This window comes from Pseudomonas marincola (genome assembly GCF_900682675.2).
GTDB lineage: Bacteria > Pseudomonadota > Gammaproteobacteria > Pseudomonadales > Pseudomonadaceae > Aquipseudomonas > Aquipseudomonas marincola.
The window spans coordinates 4,151,238-4,170,470 of the sequence record NZ_LR215729.2; the positions used below are offsets into that span (position 1 = coordinate 4,151,238).

Genomic DNA, 19,233 nt, shown 5'->3' on the forward strand with positions numbered 1-19,233 from the left:
AACCAGGGAACTGCAGATGAATACAATCAACAAACTCGCAGCTATCGGCCTGCTTGCATGCGCGCTGACGCCAAGTGTCTGGGCGGCCGAGCCGGCCAGTTGCAAACAGGTCAAATTCGCCGAAATCGGCTGGGCAGATATTTCAGCCACAACCGGCGTCGCCATGGCCCTCACCGAAGGCCTCGGCTATCAGCCGCGCAAGATCCTCGCCTCGGTGCCTATCGCCTTCACCGGCGTGAAGAAAAAACAAATCGACGTATTCCTTGGCTACTGGGCGCCGTCGATGGACGCGGTGATCGAACCGTTCCTCAAGGACGACGGGGTAAAAGTACTACCCAAGGCCAATCTTGAAGGCGCCAAGTACACCCTCGCCGTGCCGACCTATGCCGCCGATGCGGGCCTGAAAAGCTTTCAGGACATCGCCAAGTTCAAGGATCAACTCGACGGCAAGATCTACGGCATCGAACCGGGCAATGACGGCAACCTGCTGATCGAGAAGATGATCAAGGGCGACCAATTCGGCCTGGGTGATTTCCGCATGGTCGAGTCCAGCGAAGCCGGCATGCTGGTTCAGGTACAACGCGCAGTTAAGCAGAATAAACCGGTGGTTTTTCTGGGTTGGGCTCCGCACCCGATGAACACCCAGTTTGACCTGACTTACCTGGCCGGCGGTGACGATGTGTTTGGCCCGGATTACGGTGCGGCCAAGGTCTACACCGTGGTCTCACCCGACTACGAAGCGCGCTGCCCCAACGTGGGCAAGCTGCTCAACAATCTGCAGTTCTCGGTCGAGATCGAAAGCCAGCTGATGGAGAAAGTTCTCGATAAACAGAACCCGACCGAAGTGGCCAAGGAGTGGATCAAGGCCAATCCGGAAGCTCTTGATAAATGGCTGGCCGGGGTCAGCACATTCGACGGTCAGGATGGCGCTGCAGCGGTGAAGAAATTCATCGGCATGTAACCACGCGCGATCAATGACTACCGAGGGTGACGCCTGCGCATCACCCGCAACCCGGGCATCGTCGGTGCCAATTGCACTAAGCAGCAACGAGGCACGCAACCAGAACGAGCCGAACAACCTATAACAACTGCCACTCTCACAGATGGAGCAAGATCCTATGGGTAAACTCAAATCGTTTTATCTTCAAGGCCTGAGCGCTGCGGCACTGGCCCTTGGCATGACCACGGCAATGGCGGCAGACAAGCCCGAGCTTAAAATCGGCTTCGTTAACGGCTGGGACGACAGCGTCGCGGTCAGTAACGTGGCGGCTCAGGTGCTGGAGAGCAAGCTCGGTTACAGCGTCAAACTGCAAGCGGTAGAGCCCGCCATCATGTGGCAGGGCGTTGCCCGTGGCGACCTCGACGTAACCCTCTCCGCCTGGCTTCCGACCACTCACGGCGAGTACTTCAAGAAGTTTGAAAACAAAGTTGAGGTGCTCGGCACCAACTACGCAGGCGCCAAGATCGGCCTGATCGTGCCGGACTACTTTGCGGCGAAAAGCATTGAAGACCTGAACAAGTACAGCAAGGACATCGACGGCAAAATTACCGGTATTGATGCCGGAGCCGGGGTGATGCGCCGCACTGAAGATGCCATTAAGCAATACAACCTCGACGTAAAACTGATGCCAAGCTCAGGTCCGGGTATGGCAACTGCGCTGGCGCGGGCAGAGAAAGACCAGAGCGCGATTGTGGTCACCGGCTGGATTCCGCACTGGATGTTCGCCAAGTGGAAGCTGCGCTTTCTCGAAGACCCGAAAAAGGTCTTTGGTGATGACGAGCACGTAGACACCGTCGCCAACCCGGCGCTGGCAACCAAAGCTCCGGATGCGGCCGCCTTCCTCAAGAAGATTTCCTGGAGCGGTGAAGAAGTCGGCTCGGTGATGCTGGCAATTCGCGAAGGCGCTGAGCCTGCCGAAGCTGCCAAAGACTGGATCAAGGCCAACCCGGAGCGCGTGGCCGAGTGGCTCAAGTAAGCACGACTGGAGCCTGAGTTTTAGCAGGCGTATCGAGAACTCTGCGCTAACGCGACTCAGCGCTGGTTATGCCGTTTAAACAACAACGCCCCTGCATCGAGGGGCGTTGTTGTTTTCAGGTTTCGCTCGCAGTTGGCGCGGCGCTATTCAAATTGATAGCGATAAGCGAGGCCAAGCTGTGAGTCCGTGCCGTAGGTGTTGTCCTGCGTGTAAGCGTAGGTACTCACCGATTGTTGTTGAGTGAAGCGGTAACCCACACCAGCGCCCAGGAAGTGACCCGAGTAGCTGTCGGTACCTACCGAGCCGACGGCAAACGCCAGAAGGGTCCATTTATCGCTGAGCGGCTTGATCGAAAACGCCCCGAGATAGGCGCCGGTACTGGTGGTCGCCAGCGTCACGAAGTCCTGACCAAACGGGTCGACAGTGCCGCACTGGCCGCTGCTCACTTCGCAAACCGTATTGCCTTCGTTGTAGGAGACGCCGGCCATCGGGAAAATCTGCCAGCCATACGGTTCAATACCGAACGCGCTCAACGGGATAAAGGTGCCCACGCTGTAGCTGGTCTGATCGTTGCCGGTGTCGAACTCTTTTTTGCTGAAGCTGAAATTGAGGATGCCGAGATCGAATAACCATGAGCCACCCAAACGCCACTCACTGGCATCGTGATTGACGCTTGCATTGATCTTCTTCACCGGATCGAGACTCAGCGAACCGGAAATCTTCAGCTCGTCGGTGTAACCAAAGCCTATTTGAGTAACAACCTTGGTCGGGTCTTCCGCCAGCTTCTGGCTCTGCACCTCCTTGCTGTTTTGCGAGTTAGCCCAGCACACAGAGCTACTCAGCAAAAGAGCGGCCGCTGGGATTGCGCGACTACGGAAAAAATCACAGAGCATAAGTAACTGGCCTTGTACGGGTTGATCTTCTGAGGTGCAGTAACAGCGCGCATGAATAAACTAGCACTTACTCACTGTAGGCGATGATTCGCAACGAACTTGAGCATTGAGTAAACCATGCATGCTGAAATCGAGCTCAAACGACGCCTTTTAGCTGTTCAAAAAACAACCAAACAGATAGAAATGGCTACAGCGATCTATCCGAAAAAGTCATCGGATTTTTTACCTTCAGTTGGCCTAACCAGCAGCTATGTTTTTTGTTCGGTCATTCAATAAAAAACCCTGAAAAGTGCTGTCGAATACCCTTCGAATCGAAAAAAATTCAATTTTTTTCGATTCCGCCGCAGCCCCCATGAGACCTAGCCTTAGCCGTTAGCACAGGCTGAAATCCACAGCCGGCGCGGCTTACAGCCTTAGACCCGAGCGCAAAAAGTCTGTTAAGGTTCTACCCGGCAGACATTTTGTCAGGGCCCAACACGTCGGATTTGCATGCGGGAAAACGCAGCAATTTGCAGACAATTTAGTCGAGTCAGCCGTTTTCGATCTGGTCATTTTTTATACAGCCAGACTTTGGGTGTAAAAACGCCCAAATCGAAAATCAGCGAGCGCTGACCGTCCCACCGAACTCCCGTTCGGAATGTAAATGGGACGAAATTTTGAAGGTATGAACCCCAGGATGGGGTGCACATTCACCGATGGATTGAGCTTGATAATACTGCCATAGGGTTTGCATAGCGGTTTGCAAAGACACGAGATACGAATGCTGCAACTACATGTTTTCACAACGCCCATACCCCGACAGGGAGCATGGCGCAGTTCTGATGGCGTGGCTGCAGCGACTGGTATCCCGGCACTGCAAAACGCGTCGCAATCCCATGAATACAGTTAACCCAACAGACACTAACAGTCGGCATCGCTCGCAGACGCCTCGGTGTAGTGCGGGCAGCGATAACTGATTTGGATGTCTACTGAAGGGGAACCTCCCATGCAGTCTGGAAAAATCGTAGTCAAAAATCTCTACAAGGTTTTTGGCCAGAATGAACAAGAAGCAATCGAACTGCTCAAGCAAGGCTGGAGCAAAGACAAGATTCTTGCTGAAAAAGAATCAGTCATTGGTGTGAGCGATGTGTCGTTCAGCGTTGAGGAAGGCGAGATATTTGTCCTCATGGGCCTTTCAGGGTCGGGCAAATCAACCTTGATCCGCCTGATCAACCGCCTTGTTGAACCCTCTGCCGGCGATGTTTTCATCGACGGTCAGAACGTCGCAAAACTGCCCAAGGCCGATCTTATCGAGCTGCGCCGTCGCGACATGAGCATGGTCTTTCAGTCCTTTGCTTTGATGCCTTCGCGTACCGTCCTCGACAACGCCGCCTTTGGCCTCGAAGTCGCCGGTGTGGGCCGCAAGGAGCGCGAAGAGCGCGCCATGGAAGTGCTTGAGCAAGTGGGCCTGGCAACCTTTGCCAACAAGCATCCGCACGAGCTTTCCGGTGGTATGCAACAACGTGTCGGCTTGGCGCGTGCATTAACAGTCAATCCGTCGATGATCATCATGGACGAAGCCTTCTCGGCCCTCGACCCGCTCAAGCGCCGCGAGATGCAAGACGTACTGCTTGAGCTGCAAAAGACTCACCGCCGCACCATCATCTTCGTCTCGCACGACATCGAAGAGGCCATGCGTATCGGTAACCGCATCGGCATCATGGAAGGCGGCAAGCTGGTTCAGGTCGGCACGCCACAAGAGTTGGTCGACAACCCGGCCAACGAATATGTGCGTAACTTCTTCGATACGGTCGACACCAGCCGCTATCTCACCGCCGGTCAACTGATGGCTGATAACGTGCCACTGTTCGTGCATAACGGCGAAGCGCCGAACGCGCAGATGGTCAGCGAAGAGCTGCAAGCGCAAGACCAGCATTACGCGTTTATCGTTGACCAAGAGAACAACTTCCAAGGTTCGATCAGCCTGGAAACCATCGCTTTGCTGGATGACCAAAACCAGCAACAACGCCTCGAAAACGATCTGCTCATGCAAATCGAGCCGCTGCAGGCCGACTTGCCACTGGAGCAGGTTATCGAGCGTCTGGTCGATAGCGATGGACCCGTGCCGGTTGTCGATGAAGACGGCCATTACTCCGGTGCAATCAGCAAGGGCAGCCTGCTGAGCCGCCTGCAAGGAGAATGACATGAGCGATAAAAAACTCGACCTGGGTAGCTGGGTAAACGATTCGGTTCAGCATTTGCTGGACAACTACAGCGGTGCGTTCGACAGCATCGGCCATGTAGTGAGCAGCTTTTCCGAAGGCATTGAAGCCATTCTGATGTTCCCGCCTGCGTGGCTGCTGATCAGCATTTTTGTCGCGTTGGGCCTGTGGCGCATTGGTCTGCGTTTCGCAATTTTCACGGCGGTGGCGTTTGTACTTATCGTGCTGACCGGCTTCTGGGAGCAGACCGTGGTCACTCTCGGGCTAACCTTCTCAGCCACGCTGATCAGCCTGATTCTGGGTATTCCACTGGGTATCTGGGCGGCGCGCAGCGAGCGCGTGGCGATGGTTATCCGACCGATCCTCGACTTCATGCAGACCATGCCGGCGTTCGTCTATCTGATCCCTGCCGCCATGCTGTTCGGCCTTGGCCGTGTACCGGGCATTATCGCCACGGTGATCTTCGCCATGCCGCCTGCCGTGCGTCTCACCAGCCTGGGTATTCGTCAGGTCAATAAAGAAATTGTCGAAGCTGGGCAGTCGTTCGGCTGTAACGGCCGCCAGTTACTGTTCAAGGTGCAGCTGCCGAATGCCATGCCTTCGATCATGGCCGGTGTAAACCAAACTATCATGATGGCTCTGTCGATGGTGATTATCGCCTCGATGGTCGGCGCCGGTGGCTTGGGTAACGACGTTCTCGCCAGTATTCAGCGTCTGGATATCGGCCTTGGCTTTGAAAGCGGCATGGCCGTTGTGCTGCTGGCGATCATTCTCGACCGCATCACCGAAAGCTTTGGTACGCCACAAACCGCCAATCGCGGCCGCCTGTTCAATTGGGTAAGCGCAAAACTACAACGCCAATAAATTGCCCGACCAATACGATGGAGCACCCCATGAAAAAATTTAAAACACTCGCCGCCGTCGCTCTTATGAGCGGCGCCCTCGCCCAGAATGCAATGGCCGCCGAGCCGCAGAGCTGCGAGAAAGTCAGCTTCGCGGAAATCGGCTGGGCTGACATCTCGGCCACCACCGGCGTCGCCATGACCCTGAGCGAAGGCCTTGGCTACAAGACCCGTAAAGTAATGGCTTCGGTGCCAATCGCTTTCACCGGCGTGAAGAAGGGACAGATTGATGTGTTCCTTGGCTACTGGGCGCCCTCGATGGACGCGGTAATCGAACCGTTCCTCAAGGATGACGGCGTTAAAGTACTGCCCAAGGCCAACCTTGAAGGCGCCAAGTACACCCTCGCCGTGCCGACTTATGCTGCCGAAGCGGGCCTGAAAAGCTTTCAGGACATCGCCAAGTTCAAGGATCAGCTCAACGGCAAGATCTACGGTATTGAGCCGGGCAACGACGGCAACCTGTTGATCGAGAAAATGATCAAGAACGACCAATACGGTCTGGGCGACTTCCGCATGGTCGAGTCCAGCGAAGCGGGCATGCTGGTTCAGGTGCAACGCGCCGTGAAGAAAAAGCAGCCAGTGGTTTTCCTGGGCTGGGCACCGCACCCGATGAACACCCAATATGACCTCACCTATCTGGAAGGCGGTGATGACGTATTCGGTCCGGACTTCGGCGCAGCCAAGGTCTACACCGTGGTAGCGCCTGACTATGAAGCCCGCTGCCCGAACGTTGGCAAGCTGCTCAACAATCTGCAGTTCTCGGTCGAGATCGAAAGCCAGCTGATGGAAAAAGTGCTCGACAAGCAGGACCCGAAGAAAGTCGCCAAAGAGTGGATCAAGGCCAACCCGGAAGCCCTCGACAAGTGGCTCGCGGGCGTCACCACATTTGACGGCAAAGACGGCGCCGCTGCCGTGAAGAAATACGTAGGCCTGTAAGCCTGCTTCATCACTCGGGCGCTTTCGATGCAACCATCGTCAGCGCCCGACGTGTTCGCAAACCCGCCGGGTTTGCCTGCCTGTATGGCCATTCTTTTTGCCGCCGTTGAGCCTTCAACCGGCCTGCAAACAATTCACATCGAACACCCACAACACACTGCCACTCACACTGACGGAGCATATTCCATGGGTAAACTTAAACAACTTTGCATGCAGGGTCTGGGCGTAGCAGCACTGGCCATCGGCCTCAGTGCAACAGCCTTCGCCGCCGACGAGAAGCCGGAGCTGAACATCGGCTACGTAAACGGCTGGGATGACAGCATCGCCGTGAGCAACGTGGCCGCAGAGGTACTGCGCAGCAAGCTCGGCTACGACGTTACACTCAAGGCGGTTGAGCCTGCGATCATGTGGCAGGGCGTGGCCCGTGGCGACCTCGACGTGACCCTTTCAGCCTGGCTGCCAGTCACTCACGGCGAGTACTACAAGCGCTTCAAGGACAAGGTTGAAGTGCTCGGCACCAACTATGAAGGCGCCAAGATTGGCCTGATCGTGCCGGAATACTTCGCGGCCAAAAGCATTGAAGACCTCAACGCTCACAGCGAAGAAATCAACGGCAACATCACCGGCATCGACGCAGGCGCTGGCGTAATGCGTCGCACCGAAGATGCAATTAAGGAGTACAACCTCGACCTCAACCTGCTGCCAAGCTCAGGCCCAGGTATGGCAATCGCCCTGGCCCGCGCTGAAAAGGCGCAGAAGCCTATCGTGGTCACCGGCTGGATTCCGCACTGGATGTTCGCCAAGTGGAAACTGCGCTTCCTCGAAGACCCGAAGAACGTCTTCGGCGATGCCGAGCATGTCGACACTGTTGCCAACCCCAAGCTGGCCAGCAAAGCACCTGACGCCGCGGCGTTCCTCAAGAACATCTCCTGGAGCGGCGAAGAAGTCGGCAGCGTGATGCTCGCCATCCGTGACGGCGCCAAGCCTGCCGAGGCGGCTAAAGCCTGGGTTGAAGCCAATCCGGAGCGTGTTGCCGAATGGTTGAAGTGAGTGCGCATGCGGCGCCATTCAATGGCTGATTTGCAGCTGTAATCCGCCAGAGAATTTTGCCGCAAGCAACTCAGGCAATGCCTTGCACAACGCCCCTTGATGAGGGGCGTTGTGCTGTCTGGAGAAAGTTAAATGGCGCACCTGTTCGGAAATTACGCACAACCCCGCTGACGTATAGTGCCCCGCGCAAGGCCTGCCTCACTGCGTGTTGCAATACAGGCCGGCACCTCACGCCATGAGTTCGGTTGGCGACAACATTTCTCTGCCGCATCAGGCCTTTAGCGGATAGCTAATTGAGGCTGATAACCCAGCAAATCGGCTTGCTATTCGCGGAGCAGCTACTAATGTTGTTGCAAAATGACCTGTAAAAACAGGCATCAGTCGCTTGCTCATTCGCGCTTGAAAACTACTGATCGAATCTCGGCTGAGGCTGCGCTTCGCAGGTCAGTGATCACCAAAATCGGTTACATCAGGATCGCCTATATGAATCGTTTCGCCTCTATGTTTCAGCTTCGCTTTGTCGTGTCTTTGCTGTTGGTACTGCCGCTACTGGCTCAGGCGGCCGAGCCGCTGCCATCCTGGAATGAGGGCCCTTCTCGCAAAGCTATAGAAACCTTTGTGCAGGCGGTGACGGAAGATGGCAGCAAGGACTTTGTACCGCCAGCCGAACGCATTGCCGTGTTCGATAACGACGGCACACTGTGGAGCGAACAGCCGATGTACTTCCAACTGCTATTCGCACTTGCCGAAGTAAAACGCATGGCGCCAGAGCACCCTGAGTGGAAGCAACAACAGCCGTTCAAGGCAGTGCTGGAAGATGACCAGAAAACACTGGCCGCTGGCGGCATGGATAGCCTCAAGGAAATTCTGGTAACGACCCACACCGGCATCAACACAGAGGACTTTGATAAGAATGCAAAACGCTGGCTGGCAAGTGCCAAGCATCCAAAGTCCGGCAAACCCTACAGCGAGATGGTCTACCAGCCGATGCTGGAACTGCTTGCGTACCTGCGTGACAACGGCTTCAAAACCTACATCGTTTCCGGTGGCGAGGTGGAGTTCATGCGCGCCTTCGCCGAAGAGGTTTACGGCATTCCGCCTGAGCAGGTTATCGGCACCACATTCGCCACCGAGTTTCAGGACCAGGATGGCCAACTGTCGATCCTGCGTCAGCCCAAGCTGCTACACAATGACGATGGCCCGGGCAAGCCGGTGAGCATCCAGTCGATTATTGGTCGCCGTCCGATTATGGCGTTCGGCAACTCCGACGGCGACCTGCAAATGTTGCAGTGGACAGCCGCTGGCACCGGCAAGCGCTTTGCAGGTTTGGTGCACCACACCGACGCTGAGCGCGAGTGGGCATACGACCGCGACAGCAAGATTGGCAAGCTGAACAAGGCGCTGGATGAAGCCAAGGCGCACGACTGGACAGTGGTCGACATGGCCACCGAATGGAAACGCATTTATCCATTCGACAAGTAATCCGCAGCCCCGGTGCCAGAGCCCGTGTAAATCTCTGGCAGCGCCTTGCAATGGCCCCAATGTTTACTAGATTCAACCTGCTGAAATTGCAGCAAGTATTCGACTTAGGTCATGAGGGAGTTTGGGTAATGAGTATTAAAAAACCGCAACTCGGCAGGTTCGCCTTGTCGATGATGTTGCTGGGTTCGGCATGGCTGGGCATGGTTGCGCCTTCGATGGCAGCCGATCAACCCGCTTCCGACAGCTCCCAGAAAAAGCCCAACATCGTGGTCATCTGGGGTGACGACATTGGCATGTGGAACGTGGGTGCCTACACCCACGGTATGATGGGCCACACCCCGAACATCGACTCGATTGCCAAGAACGGCATGATTTTCACCGACCATTACGGGCAACCGAGTTGCACCGCTGGCCGCGCCGCGTTTATCACCGGGCAAATGCCCGTGCGCACTGGTATGACAACCATTGGCATTCCGGGCTCCAAGCGCGGCATTCAGGCCAGCGACCCGACCCTGGCCGAGGTCATGAAATCCCAGGGTTATGCCACCGCTCAGTTCGGCAAGAACCACTTGGGCGACCGCAACGAGTTCCTGCCGACGGTGCACGGCTTCGATGAATGGTTTGGCAACCTTTATCACCTCAATGCTGAGGAAGAACCGGAGCAGCTCGATTACCCGGGCCAGAAAAACCCTGACTACCTGAAGAAATACGGCCCTCGCGGTGTTCTACACACTTGGGCAACTGACACCGATGACCCAACCGAAGACCCTAAATTCGGCCGCGTCGGCAAACAGAAAATCGAAGACACCGGTCCTCTGACCCGTAAGCGGATGGAGACCATCGACCAGGAAGTGACCGACGCAACGCTCAAGTACATGGACAAGGTTGGCAAAGGCGATAAGCCGTTCTTCCTCTGGTTCAACTCCACTGCAATCCACATCTGGTCGCACCCGCGAAAGGAATTTATCCAGAGAGCGGTGGATGAAGGCCGCGCCGAAGAAGATCTGGTTCGCGCCAGAATGCTTGAGCACGACGATCAGGTCGGCATGATCCTGCAAAAGATCAAAGACCTGGGCATTGAAGACAACACCATCGTGGTCTACAGCACCGATAACGGTAATGAGTTCATGTATTACCCAGATGGTGGCTACGCCCCGTTCCGTGGCGAGAAAGGCACAACATGGGAAGGCGGTGTACGGGTTCCAGCGCTGATCAAATGGCCGGGGCATATCCCAGCAGGGCGTGAAGGCAACGGTATCCAGAGCCATGAAGACCTGTTCGTTTCACTGGCTGCAGCAGCAGGCTTGCCGAAGCTGAAAGATGACCTGCTCAGCGGCTACAAAATGAACGGCACCAACTACAAGGTGCATCTCGATGGCTACAACAACCTCGACTACTGGACAGGTAAATCTGACAAGTCGGCACGCCGTGAGATCTTCTACTACGACGAAACCGATTTGATGGCCGTTCGCGTAGATGCCTGGAAGATGCACATCGGGGTCAAGCATAACGGCAACTGGTTCGACGAGAAGTCATACCCGAGCGTGCCGTATATTGTGAACCTGCTGATGGACCCGATGGAAAAGGTCACGCCGGATTCCGAGGAGTTTGGCTACGCCGGGCGTAAATTCGTTGCCCAGAAGCTCTGGGCGCCTACAGCTGCGGTGCCTTTCATGGCGGCGCACCTGAAGAGCCTATCGGACTACCCGCCGAGCCAGGGTGCTGACACGCTCAGCATGAAGAAAGCCATTGATGGTGCCATGCAAAAAATGCAAAACATTCGTGGTAGCAGCAACTGATACACCTTTGAAACAATAAAAATGCCGCCGATTGGGCGGCATTTTTTATGCCTGAACACAGCACACATAGGGCATGCAGGGCCCTTGGTTCCACATGAACAAGGCCTGAAAAAGTCAGTAATCTGTAAACATGGTTGACGTAGTCAACAATATGGCCAGAATAATCGCCCAGCACTATTTGAAGACACTATTTTGGCTGGCGAATTTGCCGCCCCGGAGCATCTGAACCCATTGCGCCAACCACGAAAGCATTGATCGCGAGATCATGACGCTTGCCCTCGCCCGTTGAGAGCCGTTAACACTTGCCTTTCGCTACGTTGGAGTTCGTGACTGCGTCAGACCCTGCACCGGGCTTGCCGAACCCATGCAACGGAGAGCAGTTCATGCAGCGCAACTTCAGACCCCTTTTCCTGTTCACTCTGATTGCGCTCGGCGTGACGCTTGGCGGCTGCGAAGATGCCAGCGAACCGGCGCAAAAAGGCGCCCAGCAAGTCGGCATCGTCACCCTCAAGGCGCAACCTTTCGAGCAGAAAGTAGAACTGCCGGGGCGCACCGCCGCCATGCGCAGCGCTGAAGTTCGCCCGCAAGTCGATGGCATTATCCAAAAGCGCCTGTTCGAAGAAGGCCGTGACGTAAAGGCCGGCCAGGTGCTTTACCAGATCGACCCGGCCACTTATCAGGCCGCCCTGAAAAGTGCACAAGCCACGCTGGTGTCTAGCCAGGCCAAGGCCAAACGCTACCAGTTGCTGGTCGAAAGCCAGGCGGTGAGCCGTCAGGATTACGAAGAGGCCCGCGCCGCCAGCCTTGAAGCAGAAGCGGCAGCCGAACAGGCCCGGATCAACCTGCGTTACAGCAAGATATCGGCGCCTATCAGCGGGCGCATAGGGCGCTCGGCAATCACCGAAGGCGCACTGGTCACCAACGGCCAGAGCAACAGCCTGGCGACAATCCAGCAACTCGACCCGATCTACGTCGACGTCACTCAGTCAATTAAAGACCAACTGGCGCTGCGCACGGCGCTGGCCAACGGCGAGCTGGAAAAAGCCGGCAAGAATCAGGCGCAAGCTGAACTGCTGTTGCCAGACGGCAGTGTTTACGAGCATCCGGGCACGTTGCAATTCGCCGAGGTCTCGGTGGATGAAACCACCGGTTCCGTGACCTTGCGGGCCATCTTCCCCAATCCGGACCGCCTGCTTCTGCCCGGTATGTTCGTGCACACGCGCCTGATCAGTGGTGTGCGCAAGCAAGCCATTCTGGCGCCGCAACAGGGCATCACACGGGACAACAAGGGCGAGCCGGTGGCAATGCTGGTCGATGCCGACAACAAGGTCGTGCGCCGCTCCATCACCACGCACAGTACCTCCGGCAACAAGTGGCTGGTAAGTGCCGGCCTCAAGGATGGCGACCGTCTGATCACCGAGGGTTTGCAGTACATCCGCCCTGGCGACACGGTCAATCCGGTTCCCGCGCAGAACGTCAAAGAAAGTCAGGAAACGACTCCCGAGGCCGAATCTGAGGCCGAACCTGCATCCCTGCCGGCAGCTGCCGCTGACCCTCAATAAGGAGCGGCACGTATGTCTCGTTTTTTCATCGACAGGCCAATCTTTGCCTGGGTAATCGCGCTGATGATCATGCTGGTCGGCAGCCTGGCCATCCTCAATCTGCCGATCAACCAGTACCCGAACATTGCCGCGCCAGCCATTGGCATCAGCGTCAACTACCCCGGCGCATCGGCGCAAACCGTGCAGGATACGGTGGTGCAGGTGATCGAGCAGCAACTCAACGGGCTCGATAATCTGCGCTATATCTCATCGGAGAGTAACTCCGATGGCAGCATGAGCATTACCGCGACATTCGATCAGGGCACCGATGCCGACACCGCGCAGGTGCAAGTGCAAAACAAGCTGCAACTGGCCACCCCGCTGCTGCCGCAAGAAGTGCAGCAGCAAGGCATTCGGGTGACCAAGGCGGTGCGTAACTTCCTGATGATTGTGGGTGTGGTCTCGAAAGACGGCAGCATGGATCGCAACGATCTGGCCGACTATATCGTCACCAATATTCAGGACCCGCTGCTGCGCGCCAAGGGCGTGGGCGACTTCCAGATCTTCGGTGCGCAGTACGCCATGCGGATCTGGCTCAATCCGGAAAGCCTGAACAATTACCAACTGACGCCAGTCGACGTCAAAACCGCGATTCAGGCGCAGAACGTTCAGGTTTCATCGGGCCAGCTGGGCCAGTTACCGGCGCAGGCCGGCCAGCAACTGAACGCCACCATCATCGGCAAGACGCGCCTGCAAACGCCCGAGCAATTCGAAAACATTCTGATCAAGGTCAACACGGACGGCTCGCAGGTTCGCCTCGGCGATGTCGCCAAGGTTGAGCTTGGCGGCGAAAACTACAGCACCTCGGCCGAATACAACGGCAAGCAGGCTGCGGGTATGGCGATCAAACTGGCGACGGGTGCCAACGCGCTGGAAACCTCGGCCGCTATTCGCAGCACCCTCAAAGACCTTGAACCGTTCTTCCCCGAAGGTCTGGAAATCGTTTACCCCAACGACACCACGCCGGTGATTGCCGGCTCCATCGAGGAAGTGATTTACACCCTCATGGAAGCCATCGTGTTGGTGTTCTGCGTGATGTACCTGTTCCTGCAGAACTTCCGCGCCACATTAATCCCGACGCTGGCGGTGCCGGTGGTGCTGCTGGGCACGTTTGCGGTGCTCGATGCATTCGGTTTCAGCATCAATACCCTGACCATGTTCGGCATGGTGCTGGCGATTGGCTTGCTGGTGGACGATGCCATCGTGGTGGTGGAAAACGTCGAGCGGGTAATGGCAGAAGACAAGCTCTCGCCGCTCGAAGCCACGCGCAAGTCGATGGGGCAGATTCAGGGCGCTCTGGTCGGCATTGCGCTGGTGTTGTCGGCGGTGTTCTTGCCAATGGCATTCTTCGGCGGCTCCACCGGGGTTATCTACCGCCAGTTCTCGATCACCATTGTCGCCGCCATGACCCTTTCGGTGCTGGTGGCGCTGATCTTCACGCCAGCGCTGTGCGCCACAATGCTCAAGCCGATAAACGGCGAGGTTCATACCAAGCGCGGTTTCTTTGGCTGGTTCAACCGCACCTTCGAGCGCGGCGTAAGCGGCTATGAGCGCAGCGTGGGCGGAATCCTCAAGCACAAGCTGCCGTACCTGATTCTGTACGGCCTGATCCTGTGCATCATGGCCTGGATGTTCAGCCGCATCCCGACCGCGTTCCTGCCAGAAGAAGATCAGGGTTCGTTCTACGCGCAAGTGCAAACACCGTCCGGTTCAAGTACCGCGCGCACCAAGGAAATTGTCGATCAGGTGCGTGATTACCTGCTTGATGAGGAAGGCGATATTGTCGAGTCGGTGTTCAGCGTTACCGGCTTCAACTTCGCCGGTCGCGGGCAAAGCTCGGGCATGGCGTTTGTCACCCTGAAGCCTTGGGATGAACGGCCGGGCGAGGTGAACAGCGTATTCAGCCTGGTTGACCGTGCGCAGCAGCGCTTCCACACGATCACCGATGCGATGGTTTTCGCCTTTGCACCGCCCGCGATCCGCGAGCTGGGCAACGCCAGTGGTTTTGATATGTACCTGCAAGACCGCGCAGGTGTCGGCCATGAAGTGATGAACGAGGCCCGCGACCAATTACTCAAAATGGCCCGGGAAAACCCCAAGCTGAGCGGTGTGCGGGCCAACGGCCTGCGCGATGAGCCGCAATATCAATTGCTCATCGACGACGAGCGCGCCCGTGCATTGGGCCTGAGCCTGAGTGACATCAACGACACGTTGTCGATTGCCTGGGGCTCCAGCTACGTGAACGACTTTATCGACAAAGGCCGGGTGAAAAAGGTCTACCTGCAAGGCGAAGCCGCGGCGCGGATGGCCCCCGAAGACCTGAACAAATGGTACGTGCGCAACAGCGAAGGCAAGATGGTACCGTTCAGCGCATTCGCCGGCGGTACGTGGATTTCCGGCTCACCGAAACTGCAACGCTACAACGGGGTCTCGGCGATGGAAATTCTCGGCTCACCCGCCGAGGGCTACAGCACCGGCGATGCGATGCAGGCAATGGAAGAAATGGCCGCAGAACTGCCCAAAGGCGTCGGCTATTCATGGACCGGCATCTCCTTCGAGGAACGCTTGTCGGGCTCGCAAGCGCCCGCACTGTACGCCTTGTCGATGATCTTCGTGTTCCTCTGTCTTGCGGCGCTCTACGAGAGCTGGACGATTCCGCTGGCGGTGTTGCTGGTGGTGCCACTGGGGATTGTCGGCGCACTGCTGGCCACCAGCATGCGCGGGCTGTCCAACGATGTGTTCTTCCAGGTGGGCCTGCTCACCACAATTGGCCTGGCAGCCAAGAACGCGATTCTGATTATCGAGTTCGCCAAGGAACTGCACGACAGCGGCAAAAGCCTGGTCGACTCTGCACTTGAAGCCTGCCGGATGCGTTTACGCCCGATCATCATGACCTCGCTGGCCTTCATTCTCGGCGTGGTGCCTTTGGCCATCTCTTCCGGCGCGGGCGCTGGCAGTCAGCATGCCATCGGTACCGGGGTTATTGGCGGGATGCTCAGCGCAACCGTGCTGGCGATTTTCTGGGTGCCGTTGTTCTTCGTGTTGATCAGCTCGTGGTTCAAACCGAAAGAAAAACCCGCGCCTGTGCAAACCGAGGTGCAGCCATGAACAAGTTTGCCTTGAGCGTGCTGACACTGGCGTTGATCAGCGGTTGCTCGATGAACCCTGAATACAACCAGCCAGCTGCGCCGGTAGATAACGCTTGGCCAGCGGCAGACAGCTATCCGTCAGGCACATCGACGCAGGCGGCGGAATTGGGCGACTGGCGCGGATTTTTCAAAGACCCGGCGCTGGTCAAACTGATAGATAACGCGTTGAACAATAACCGCGACCTGCGCGTGGCAGCGCTTAATGTCGAGTCTTATCAGGCGCAGTACCGGATTCAGCGCTCGCAGCTGTATCCGCAGCTCGACGCCAACGGCTCAGGTACGCGCCAGCGTTTGCCGGACGGAATCAATCAGTCGGGCGAGAGTTCGATCAGCAGCCAGTACAGCGCCACGCTGGGTGTGAGTGCATGGGAACTGGACTTCTTCGGTCGCCTGCGCAGCCTCAATCAGGCCGCGCTGGAGCAGTACTTTGCGACTATCGAGGCGCAACAAGGTGTACGTATCAGCCTGATCGCCAGTGTCGCCAACGCCTGGTTCACGCTTGAGGCCGACCGCCTCCAGCTTGATCTGACCGAGCAGACGCTGACCGCCTACCAGCGCAGCTATGACCTGACCAAACGCAGTGTTGACGCCGGTGCGGCCTCGGCAATCGACTTGAGCCAGGCGAAGACAGCGCTCGACGGCGCCAAGGTTGCGCGCGCGCAATATCGGCGTTTAGTGGCGCAGGATCAAAACGCCCTCGCGGTGTTACTCGGCGGCCCGATCCCGCAAGACTTGCCAGCCAGCTTGCCGCTCACCGACACCCTGCTCACCGAAGTGCCTGCCGGGCTGCCCTCGCAATTGCTGCAACGACGTCCGGATATTCTCCAGACCGAGCACCAGCTAAAGGCCGCCAATGCCAACATCGGCGCGGCACGGGCCGCATTCTTCCCGAGCATCAGCCTGACCGCCAATGCCGGCAGCATGAGTTCGTCGTTGTCCGATTTGCTCCAGAGCGGCACCGGCACCTGGTTGTTCCAACCTGAAATCAATCTGCCGATCTTCACCGCCGGGCGCTTGCAGGCGTCGCTGGATGTCGCGGAGATCGAGAAGAACAGCCAAATTGCGCAGTACGAAAAGGCCATTCAGCAGGCCTTTCAGGAAGTCTCGGATGGCCTCACCGCGCGCCAGACCTACCGCGAACAACTTGATGCCCAGCAGCAATTGCTGAGCACCACTGAGCAATATTACACCTTGGCCGAGCGGCGTTATCGCGGCGGCGTAGACAGCTATCTGGTCCTGCTTGACGCTCAGCGACAGTTGTTTCAGGTGCGACAAGACCTGATCAACGACCGGCTCGCGCAGCTTTCGAGCGAGGTCAATCTGTACAAGGCGCTCGGCGGTGGCTGGCAACCGGGCAGCGAACAGGCGGACGGCTCAAGGCCGGGCGACTGATACCCGCGCAAACAAAAAACGCAGCCGAGGCTGCGTTTTTTTGTTTTAACCACGGCTTATGCGTTTAGCGCAAAAACGTCCAGCAGGTGCTGGGTGTAGCGCGCGCAATCAGCTTCGATGGCGGGCACTTTCATCACATCGTTGCAGATGAATGTCGGCAGTGCACTCATGCCGAGAAACTCGTTGGCCTTGTGAAACGGCAAGTACACCGCGTCCACCCCGGCACCGGCAAAGAAGTCCGACGGGTCATCGAATGCCTGCGTCGGGGCATTCCAGGTCAGCGACAACATGTATTGCTTGCCTTGCAACAGACCACCGCTGCCGTACTTCTGCGAGCTGTCGGAGCGCGTGCGGCCGTCATTGGCGTAGAGGCTGCCGTGGCCTGCGGTGAACACTTCATCGACGTACTTTTTCACGGTCCAGGGTGCGCCCATCCACCAGCCCGGCATTTGGTAGACGATGACGTCGGCCCAGAGAAATTTCTCAACTTCCGCCTGAACATCGTAGCCATCGTCTATACGCGTGGTTTTCACATCGAAACCGGCATGGTCGAGCACTTGCAAGGCGGTCTCATGCAGCGTGGCGTTATAACGACCATCGGAGTGGGCGAACTGCTTGCCGCCGTCGAGCAGGAGTATTTTTTTCATGGCTGTGCATCCTTGAATTTTCAATGGTGCGCAGCCTATCGCCCGCAACACGCTCGAAACAGCCCATGACGGGCAAATGATATTTGCTTAAAAATCATGAATTAGCGCCAAACTATTGCCTTATCGTTGCCTCCCCGCTAACCAACCCGAGGCTCGACATGATCTTTACCGCCACTGCCTATACCCGCCCTGAACGCGCCGACGACTTCGCCGAGCTGTTTGGCGCCTTCGTTCAACCCAGCCGCGAAGAGCCGGGCTGCATCGAATATCACATGCTCCGCGATCAAGCCGACCCGAGCATTTTCACCTTCTTCGAAATCTGGCGATCGGAGGCCGATCTTGAGGTGCACAAGGCCTTGGCGCACATGCAGGCATTTCATGAAAATCGCATGGAATACCTGCTGCGCGACTTTGAGATCCACCAGTTCGATGCGGTCGTCAAAAGCCCGCACAGTTGATGTTCAGGGCGCTTGCGTAGCGCTGGGAGTCGGGGATTTTGCTCACCCGGCGGATAATATTGATTGATCGTTCAACAATAATCGGCCTAGACTTTGAGCCTTACCCGCCGCCCTGCTCAATACATCCGGAGTGATAATGCCCAAGGTTGGAATGCAGCCAATACGCCGCTCACAATTGATCAACGCCACGCTCAAGGCGGTTGATCAAGTCGGCATGAGCGATGCCAGTATTGCCTATATCGCCAGGTTAGCCGGTGTTTCCAACGGCATTATCAGCCACTACTTTCAGGACAAGAATGGCCTGCTCGAAGCCACCATGCGTCACCTGATGCTGGCCCTGAGCGATGGCGTTCGCGAGCGCCGCGCTGCGCTCAAGGACAGCAGCCCGCGCGCTCATTTGCGCGCCATCATCGACGGTAACTTTGATGAGACGCAGGTGAACGGCCCGGCCATGAAAACCTGGCTGGCGTTCTGGGCATTCAGCATGCACCAACCCTCATTGCAGCGCTTGCAGCGGGTCAATGACCGGCGCCTCTACTCCAATCTCTGCGGCCAGTTCCGTCGCGTGCTGCCGCAAGATCGTGCCCGCGTCGCGGCGCGTGGCATGGCTGCCTTGATTGATGGCCTGTGGCTGCGCGGTGCATTGTCTGGTGCCCGGTTCGACATCAAACTAGCCCTGAAAATCGCCTACGACTACCTCGACACACAAATCGGTTTTATCGAGCCGGCCAAGGTTTAACCCGTCGC

At 57.1% G+C, this 19,233-nt stretch carries 15 protein-coding genes; 13 read left to right on the forward strand and 2 right to left on the reverse strand.

Annotated features, from left to right (window positions below):
• The first annotated feature begins 16 nt into the window (after positions 1-16).
• Both PMYSY11_RS19055 and PMYSY11_RS19060 read left to right on the forward strand, forming a co-directional pair.
• Entirely contained in the window at positions 17-961 is a 945-nt protein-coding gene (locus PMYSY11_RS19055; protein ID WP_150547741.1) for a choline ABC transporter substrate-binding protein, read from the forward strand.
• A 157-nt stretch (positions 962-1,118) separates the two neighbouring features.
• A complete protein-coding gene (locus tag PMYSY11_RS19060; protein WP_150547742.1) occupies positions 1,119-1,976 on the forward strand; it encodes a glycine betaine ABC transporter substrate-binding protein in 858 nt (285 codons plus the stop codon).
• Positions 1,977-2,119: 143 nt separating this feature from the next.
• Here PMYSY11_RS19060 and PMYSY11_RS19065 read toward each other — a convergent pair whose 3' ends face one another.
• Complete coding sequence (locus tag PMYSY11_RS19065; protein ID WP_197737960.1) at positions 2,120-2,806, reverse strand: hypothetical protein; 687 nt, start codon at positions 2,804-2,806, stop codon at positions 2,120-2,122.
• Between the two features lie 1,048 nt (positions 2,807-3,854).
• Here PMYSY11_RS19065 and PMYSY11_RS19070 point away from each other — a divergent pair.
• The 9 genes from PMYSY11_RS19070 (at position 3,855) to adeC (ending at position 17,381) form a co-directional block, all read left to right on the forward strand.
• Complete coding sequence (locus PMYSY11_RS19070) at positions 3,855-5,051, forward strand: quaternary amine ABC transporter ATP-binding protein (RefSeq protein WP_150547743.1); 1,197 nt, start codon at positions 3,855-3,857, stop codon at positions 5,049-5,051.
• A gap of 1 nt (position 5,052) precedes the next feature.
• Positions 5,053-5,934 (forward strand): ABC transporter permease, encoded by an 882-nt coding sequence (locus tag PMYSY11_RS19075; RefSeq protein ID WP_069898209.1) that lies wholly within the window; start codon positions 5,053-5,055, stop codon positions 5,932-5,934.
• 29 nt (positions 5,935-5,963) lie between these two features.
• The gene (locus tag PMYSY11_RS19080) at positions 5,964-6,908 is read left to right on the forward strand and encodes a choline ABC transporter substrate-binding protein (RefSeq protein ID WP_069898210.1); all 945 of its coding nucleotides are present in this window, start codon (positions 5,964-5,966) and stop codon (positions 6,906-6,908) included.
• 186 nt (positions 6,909-7,094) lie between these two features.
• Positions 7,095-7,958, forward strand: a complete 864-nt coding sequence (locus PMYSY11_RS19085) for a glycine betaine ABC transporter substrate-binding protein (RefSeq protein WP_069898211.1) — start codon at positions 7,095-7,097, stop codon at positions 7,956-7,958.
• 483 nt (positions 7,959-8,441) lie between these two features.
• Positions 8,442-9,440 carry an HAD family hydrolase gene (locus tag PMYSY11_RS19090; RefSeq protein WP_150547744.1) on the forward strand — a complete coding sequence of 333 codons (999 nt, stop codon included), beginning with the start codon at positions 8,442-8,444 and terminating at the stop codon, positions 9,438-9,440.
• 128 nt (positions 9,441-9,568) lie between these two features.
• Positions 9,569-11,239 (forward strand): arylsulfatase, encoded by a 1,671-nt coding sequence (locus PMYSY11_RS19095; protein WP_239655505.1) that lies wholly within the window; start codon positions 9,569-9,571, stop codon positions 11,237-11,239.
• Positions 11,240-11,622: 383 nt separating this feature from the next.
• Entirely contained in the window at positions 11,623-12,801 is a 1,179-nt protein-coding gene (locus PMYSY11_RS19100; protein ID WP_150547745.1) for an efflux RND transporter periplasmic adaptor subunit, read from the forward strand.
• A 12-nt stretch (positions 12,802-12,813) separates the two neighbouring features.
• Positions 12,814-15,948, forward strand: coding sequence for an efflux RND transporter permease subunit (locus tag PMYSY11_RS19105; RefSeq protein WP_090509298.1), 3,135 nt, complete (start codon positions 12,814-12,816; stop codon positions 15,946-15,948).
• Entirely contained in the window at positions 15,945-17,381 is a 1,437-nt protein-coding gene (gene adeC / locus PMYSY11_RS19110) for an AdeC/AdeK/OprM family multidrug efflux complex outer membrane factor (RefSeq protein WP_150547746.1), read from the forward strand. Before PMYSY11_RS19105 ends, adeC begins: the two co-directional genes overlap by 4 nt.
• 56 nt (positions 17,382-17,437) lie before the next feature.
• On the opposite strand, the gene mdaB is transcribed toward adeC, so the two are convergent.
• Complete coding sequence (gene mdaB, locus PMYSY11_RS19115) at positions 17,438-18,028, reverse strand: NADPH:quinone oxidoreductase MdaB (RefSeq protein ID WP_150547747.1); 591 nt, start codon at positions 18,026-18,028, stop codon at positions 17,438-17,440.
• Between the two features lie 158 nt (positions 18,029-18,186).
• Here mdaB and PMYSY11_RS19120 point away from each other — a divergent pair, with 158 nt between their 5' ends.
• Positions 18,187-18,486, forward strand: a complete 300-nt coding sequence (locus tag PMYSY11_RS19120; RefSeq protein WP_069898217.1) for a putative quinol monooxygenase — start codon at positions 18,187-18,189, stop codon at positions 18,484-18,486.
• A gap of 136 nt (positions 18,487-18,622) precedes the next feature.
• Positions 18,623-19,225, forward strand: coding sequence for a transcriptional regulator BetI (betI, locus tag PMYSY11_RS19125; protein ID WP_069898218.1), 603 nt, complete (start codon positions 18,623-18,625; stop codon positions 19,223-19,225).
• Positions 19,226-19,233: the final 8 nt, after the last annotated feature.

Bases quoted from the DNA above. Each gene is read 5' to 3' on its own strand.
- PMYSY11_RS19100 (WP_150547745.1), top strand. From the start codon at position 11,623: ATGCAGCGCAACTTCAGACCCCTTTTCCTGTTCACTCTGATTGCGCTC.
- mdaB (WP_150547747.1), bottom strand. From the start codon at position 18,028: ATGAAAAAAATACTCCTGCTCGACGGCGGCAAGCAGTTCGCCCACTCC.
- PMYSY11_RS19055 (WP_150547741.1), top strand. From the start codon at position 17: ATGAATACAATCAACAAACTCGCAGCTATCGGCCTGCTTGCATGCGCG.
- PMYSY11_RS19090 (WP_150547744.1), top strand. From the start codon at position 8,442: ATGAATCGTTTCGCCTCTATGTTTCAGCTTCGCTTTGTCGTGTCTTTG.
- PMYSY11_RS19095 (WP_239655505.1), top strand. From the start codon at position 9,569: ATGAGTATTAAAAAACCGCAACTCGGCAGGTTCGCCTTGTCGATGATG.
- PMYSY11_RS19080 (WP_069898210.1), top strand. From the start codon at position 5,964: ATGAAAAAATTTAAAACACTCGCCGCCGTCGCTCTTATGAGCGGCGCC.
- PMYSY11_RS19085 (WP_069898211.1), top strand. From the start codon at position 7,095: ATGGGTAAACTTAAACAACTTTGCATGCAGGGTCTGGGCGTAGCAGCA.
- betI (WP_069898218.1), top strand. From the start codon at position 18,623: ATGCCCAAGGTTGGAATGCAGCCAATACGCCGCTCACAATTGATCAAC.
- PMYSY11_RS19070 (WP_150547743.1), top strand. From the start codon at position 3,855: ATGCAGTCTGGAAAAATCGTAGTCAAAAATCTCTACAAGGTTTTTGGC.
- adeC (WP_150547746.1), top strand. From the start codon at position 15,945: ATGAACAAGTTTGCCTTGAGCGTGCTGACACTGGCGTTGATCAGCGGT.
- PMYSY11_RS19105 (WP_090509298.1), top strand. From the start codon at position 12,814: ATGTCTCGTTTTTTCATCGACAGGCCAATCTTTGCCTGGGTAATCGCG.
- PMYSY11_RS19060 (WP_150547742.1), top strand. From the start codon at position 1,119: ATGGGTAAACTCAAATCGTTTTATCTTCAAGGCCTGAGCGCTGCGGCA.
- PMYSY11_RS19075 (WP_069898209.1), top strand. From the start codon at position 5,053: ATGAGCGATAAAAAACTCGACCTGGGTAGCTGGGTAAACGATTCGGTT.
- PMYSY11_RS19120 (WP_069898217.1), top strand. From the start codon at position 18,187: ATGATCTTTACCGCCACTGCCTATACCCGCCCTGAACGCGCCGACGAC.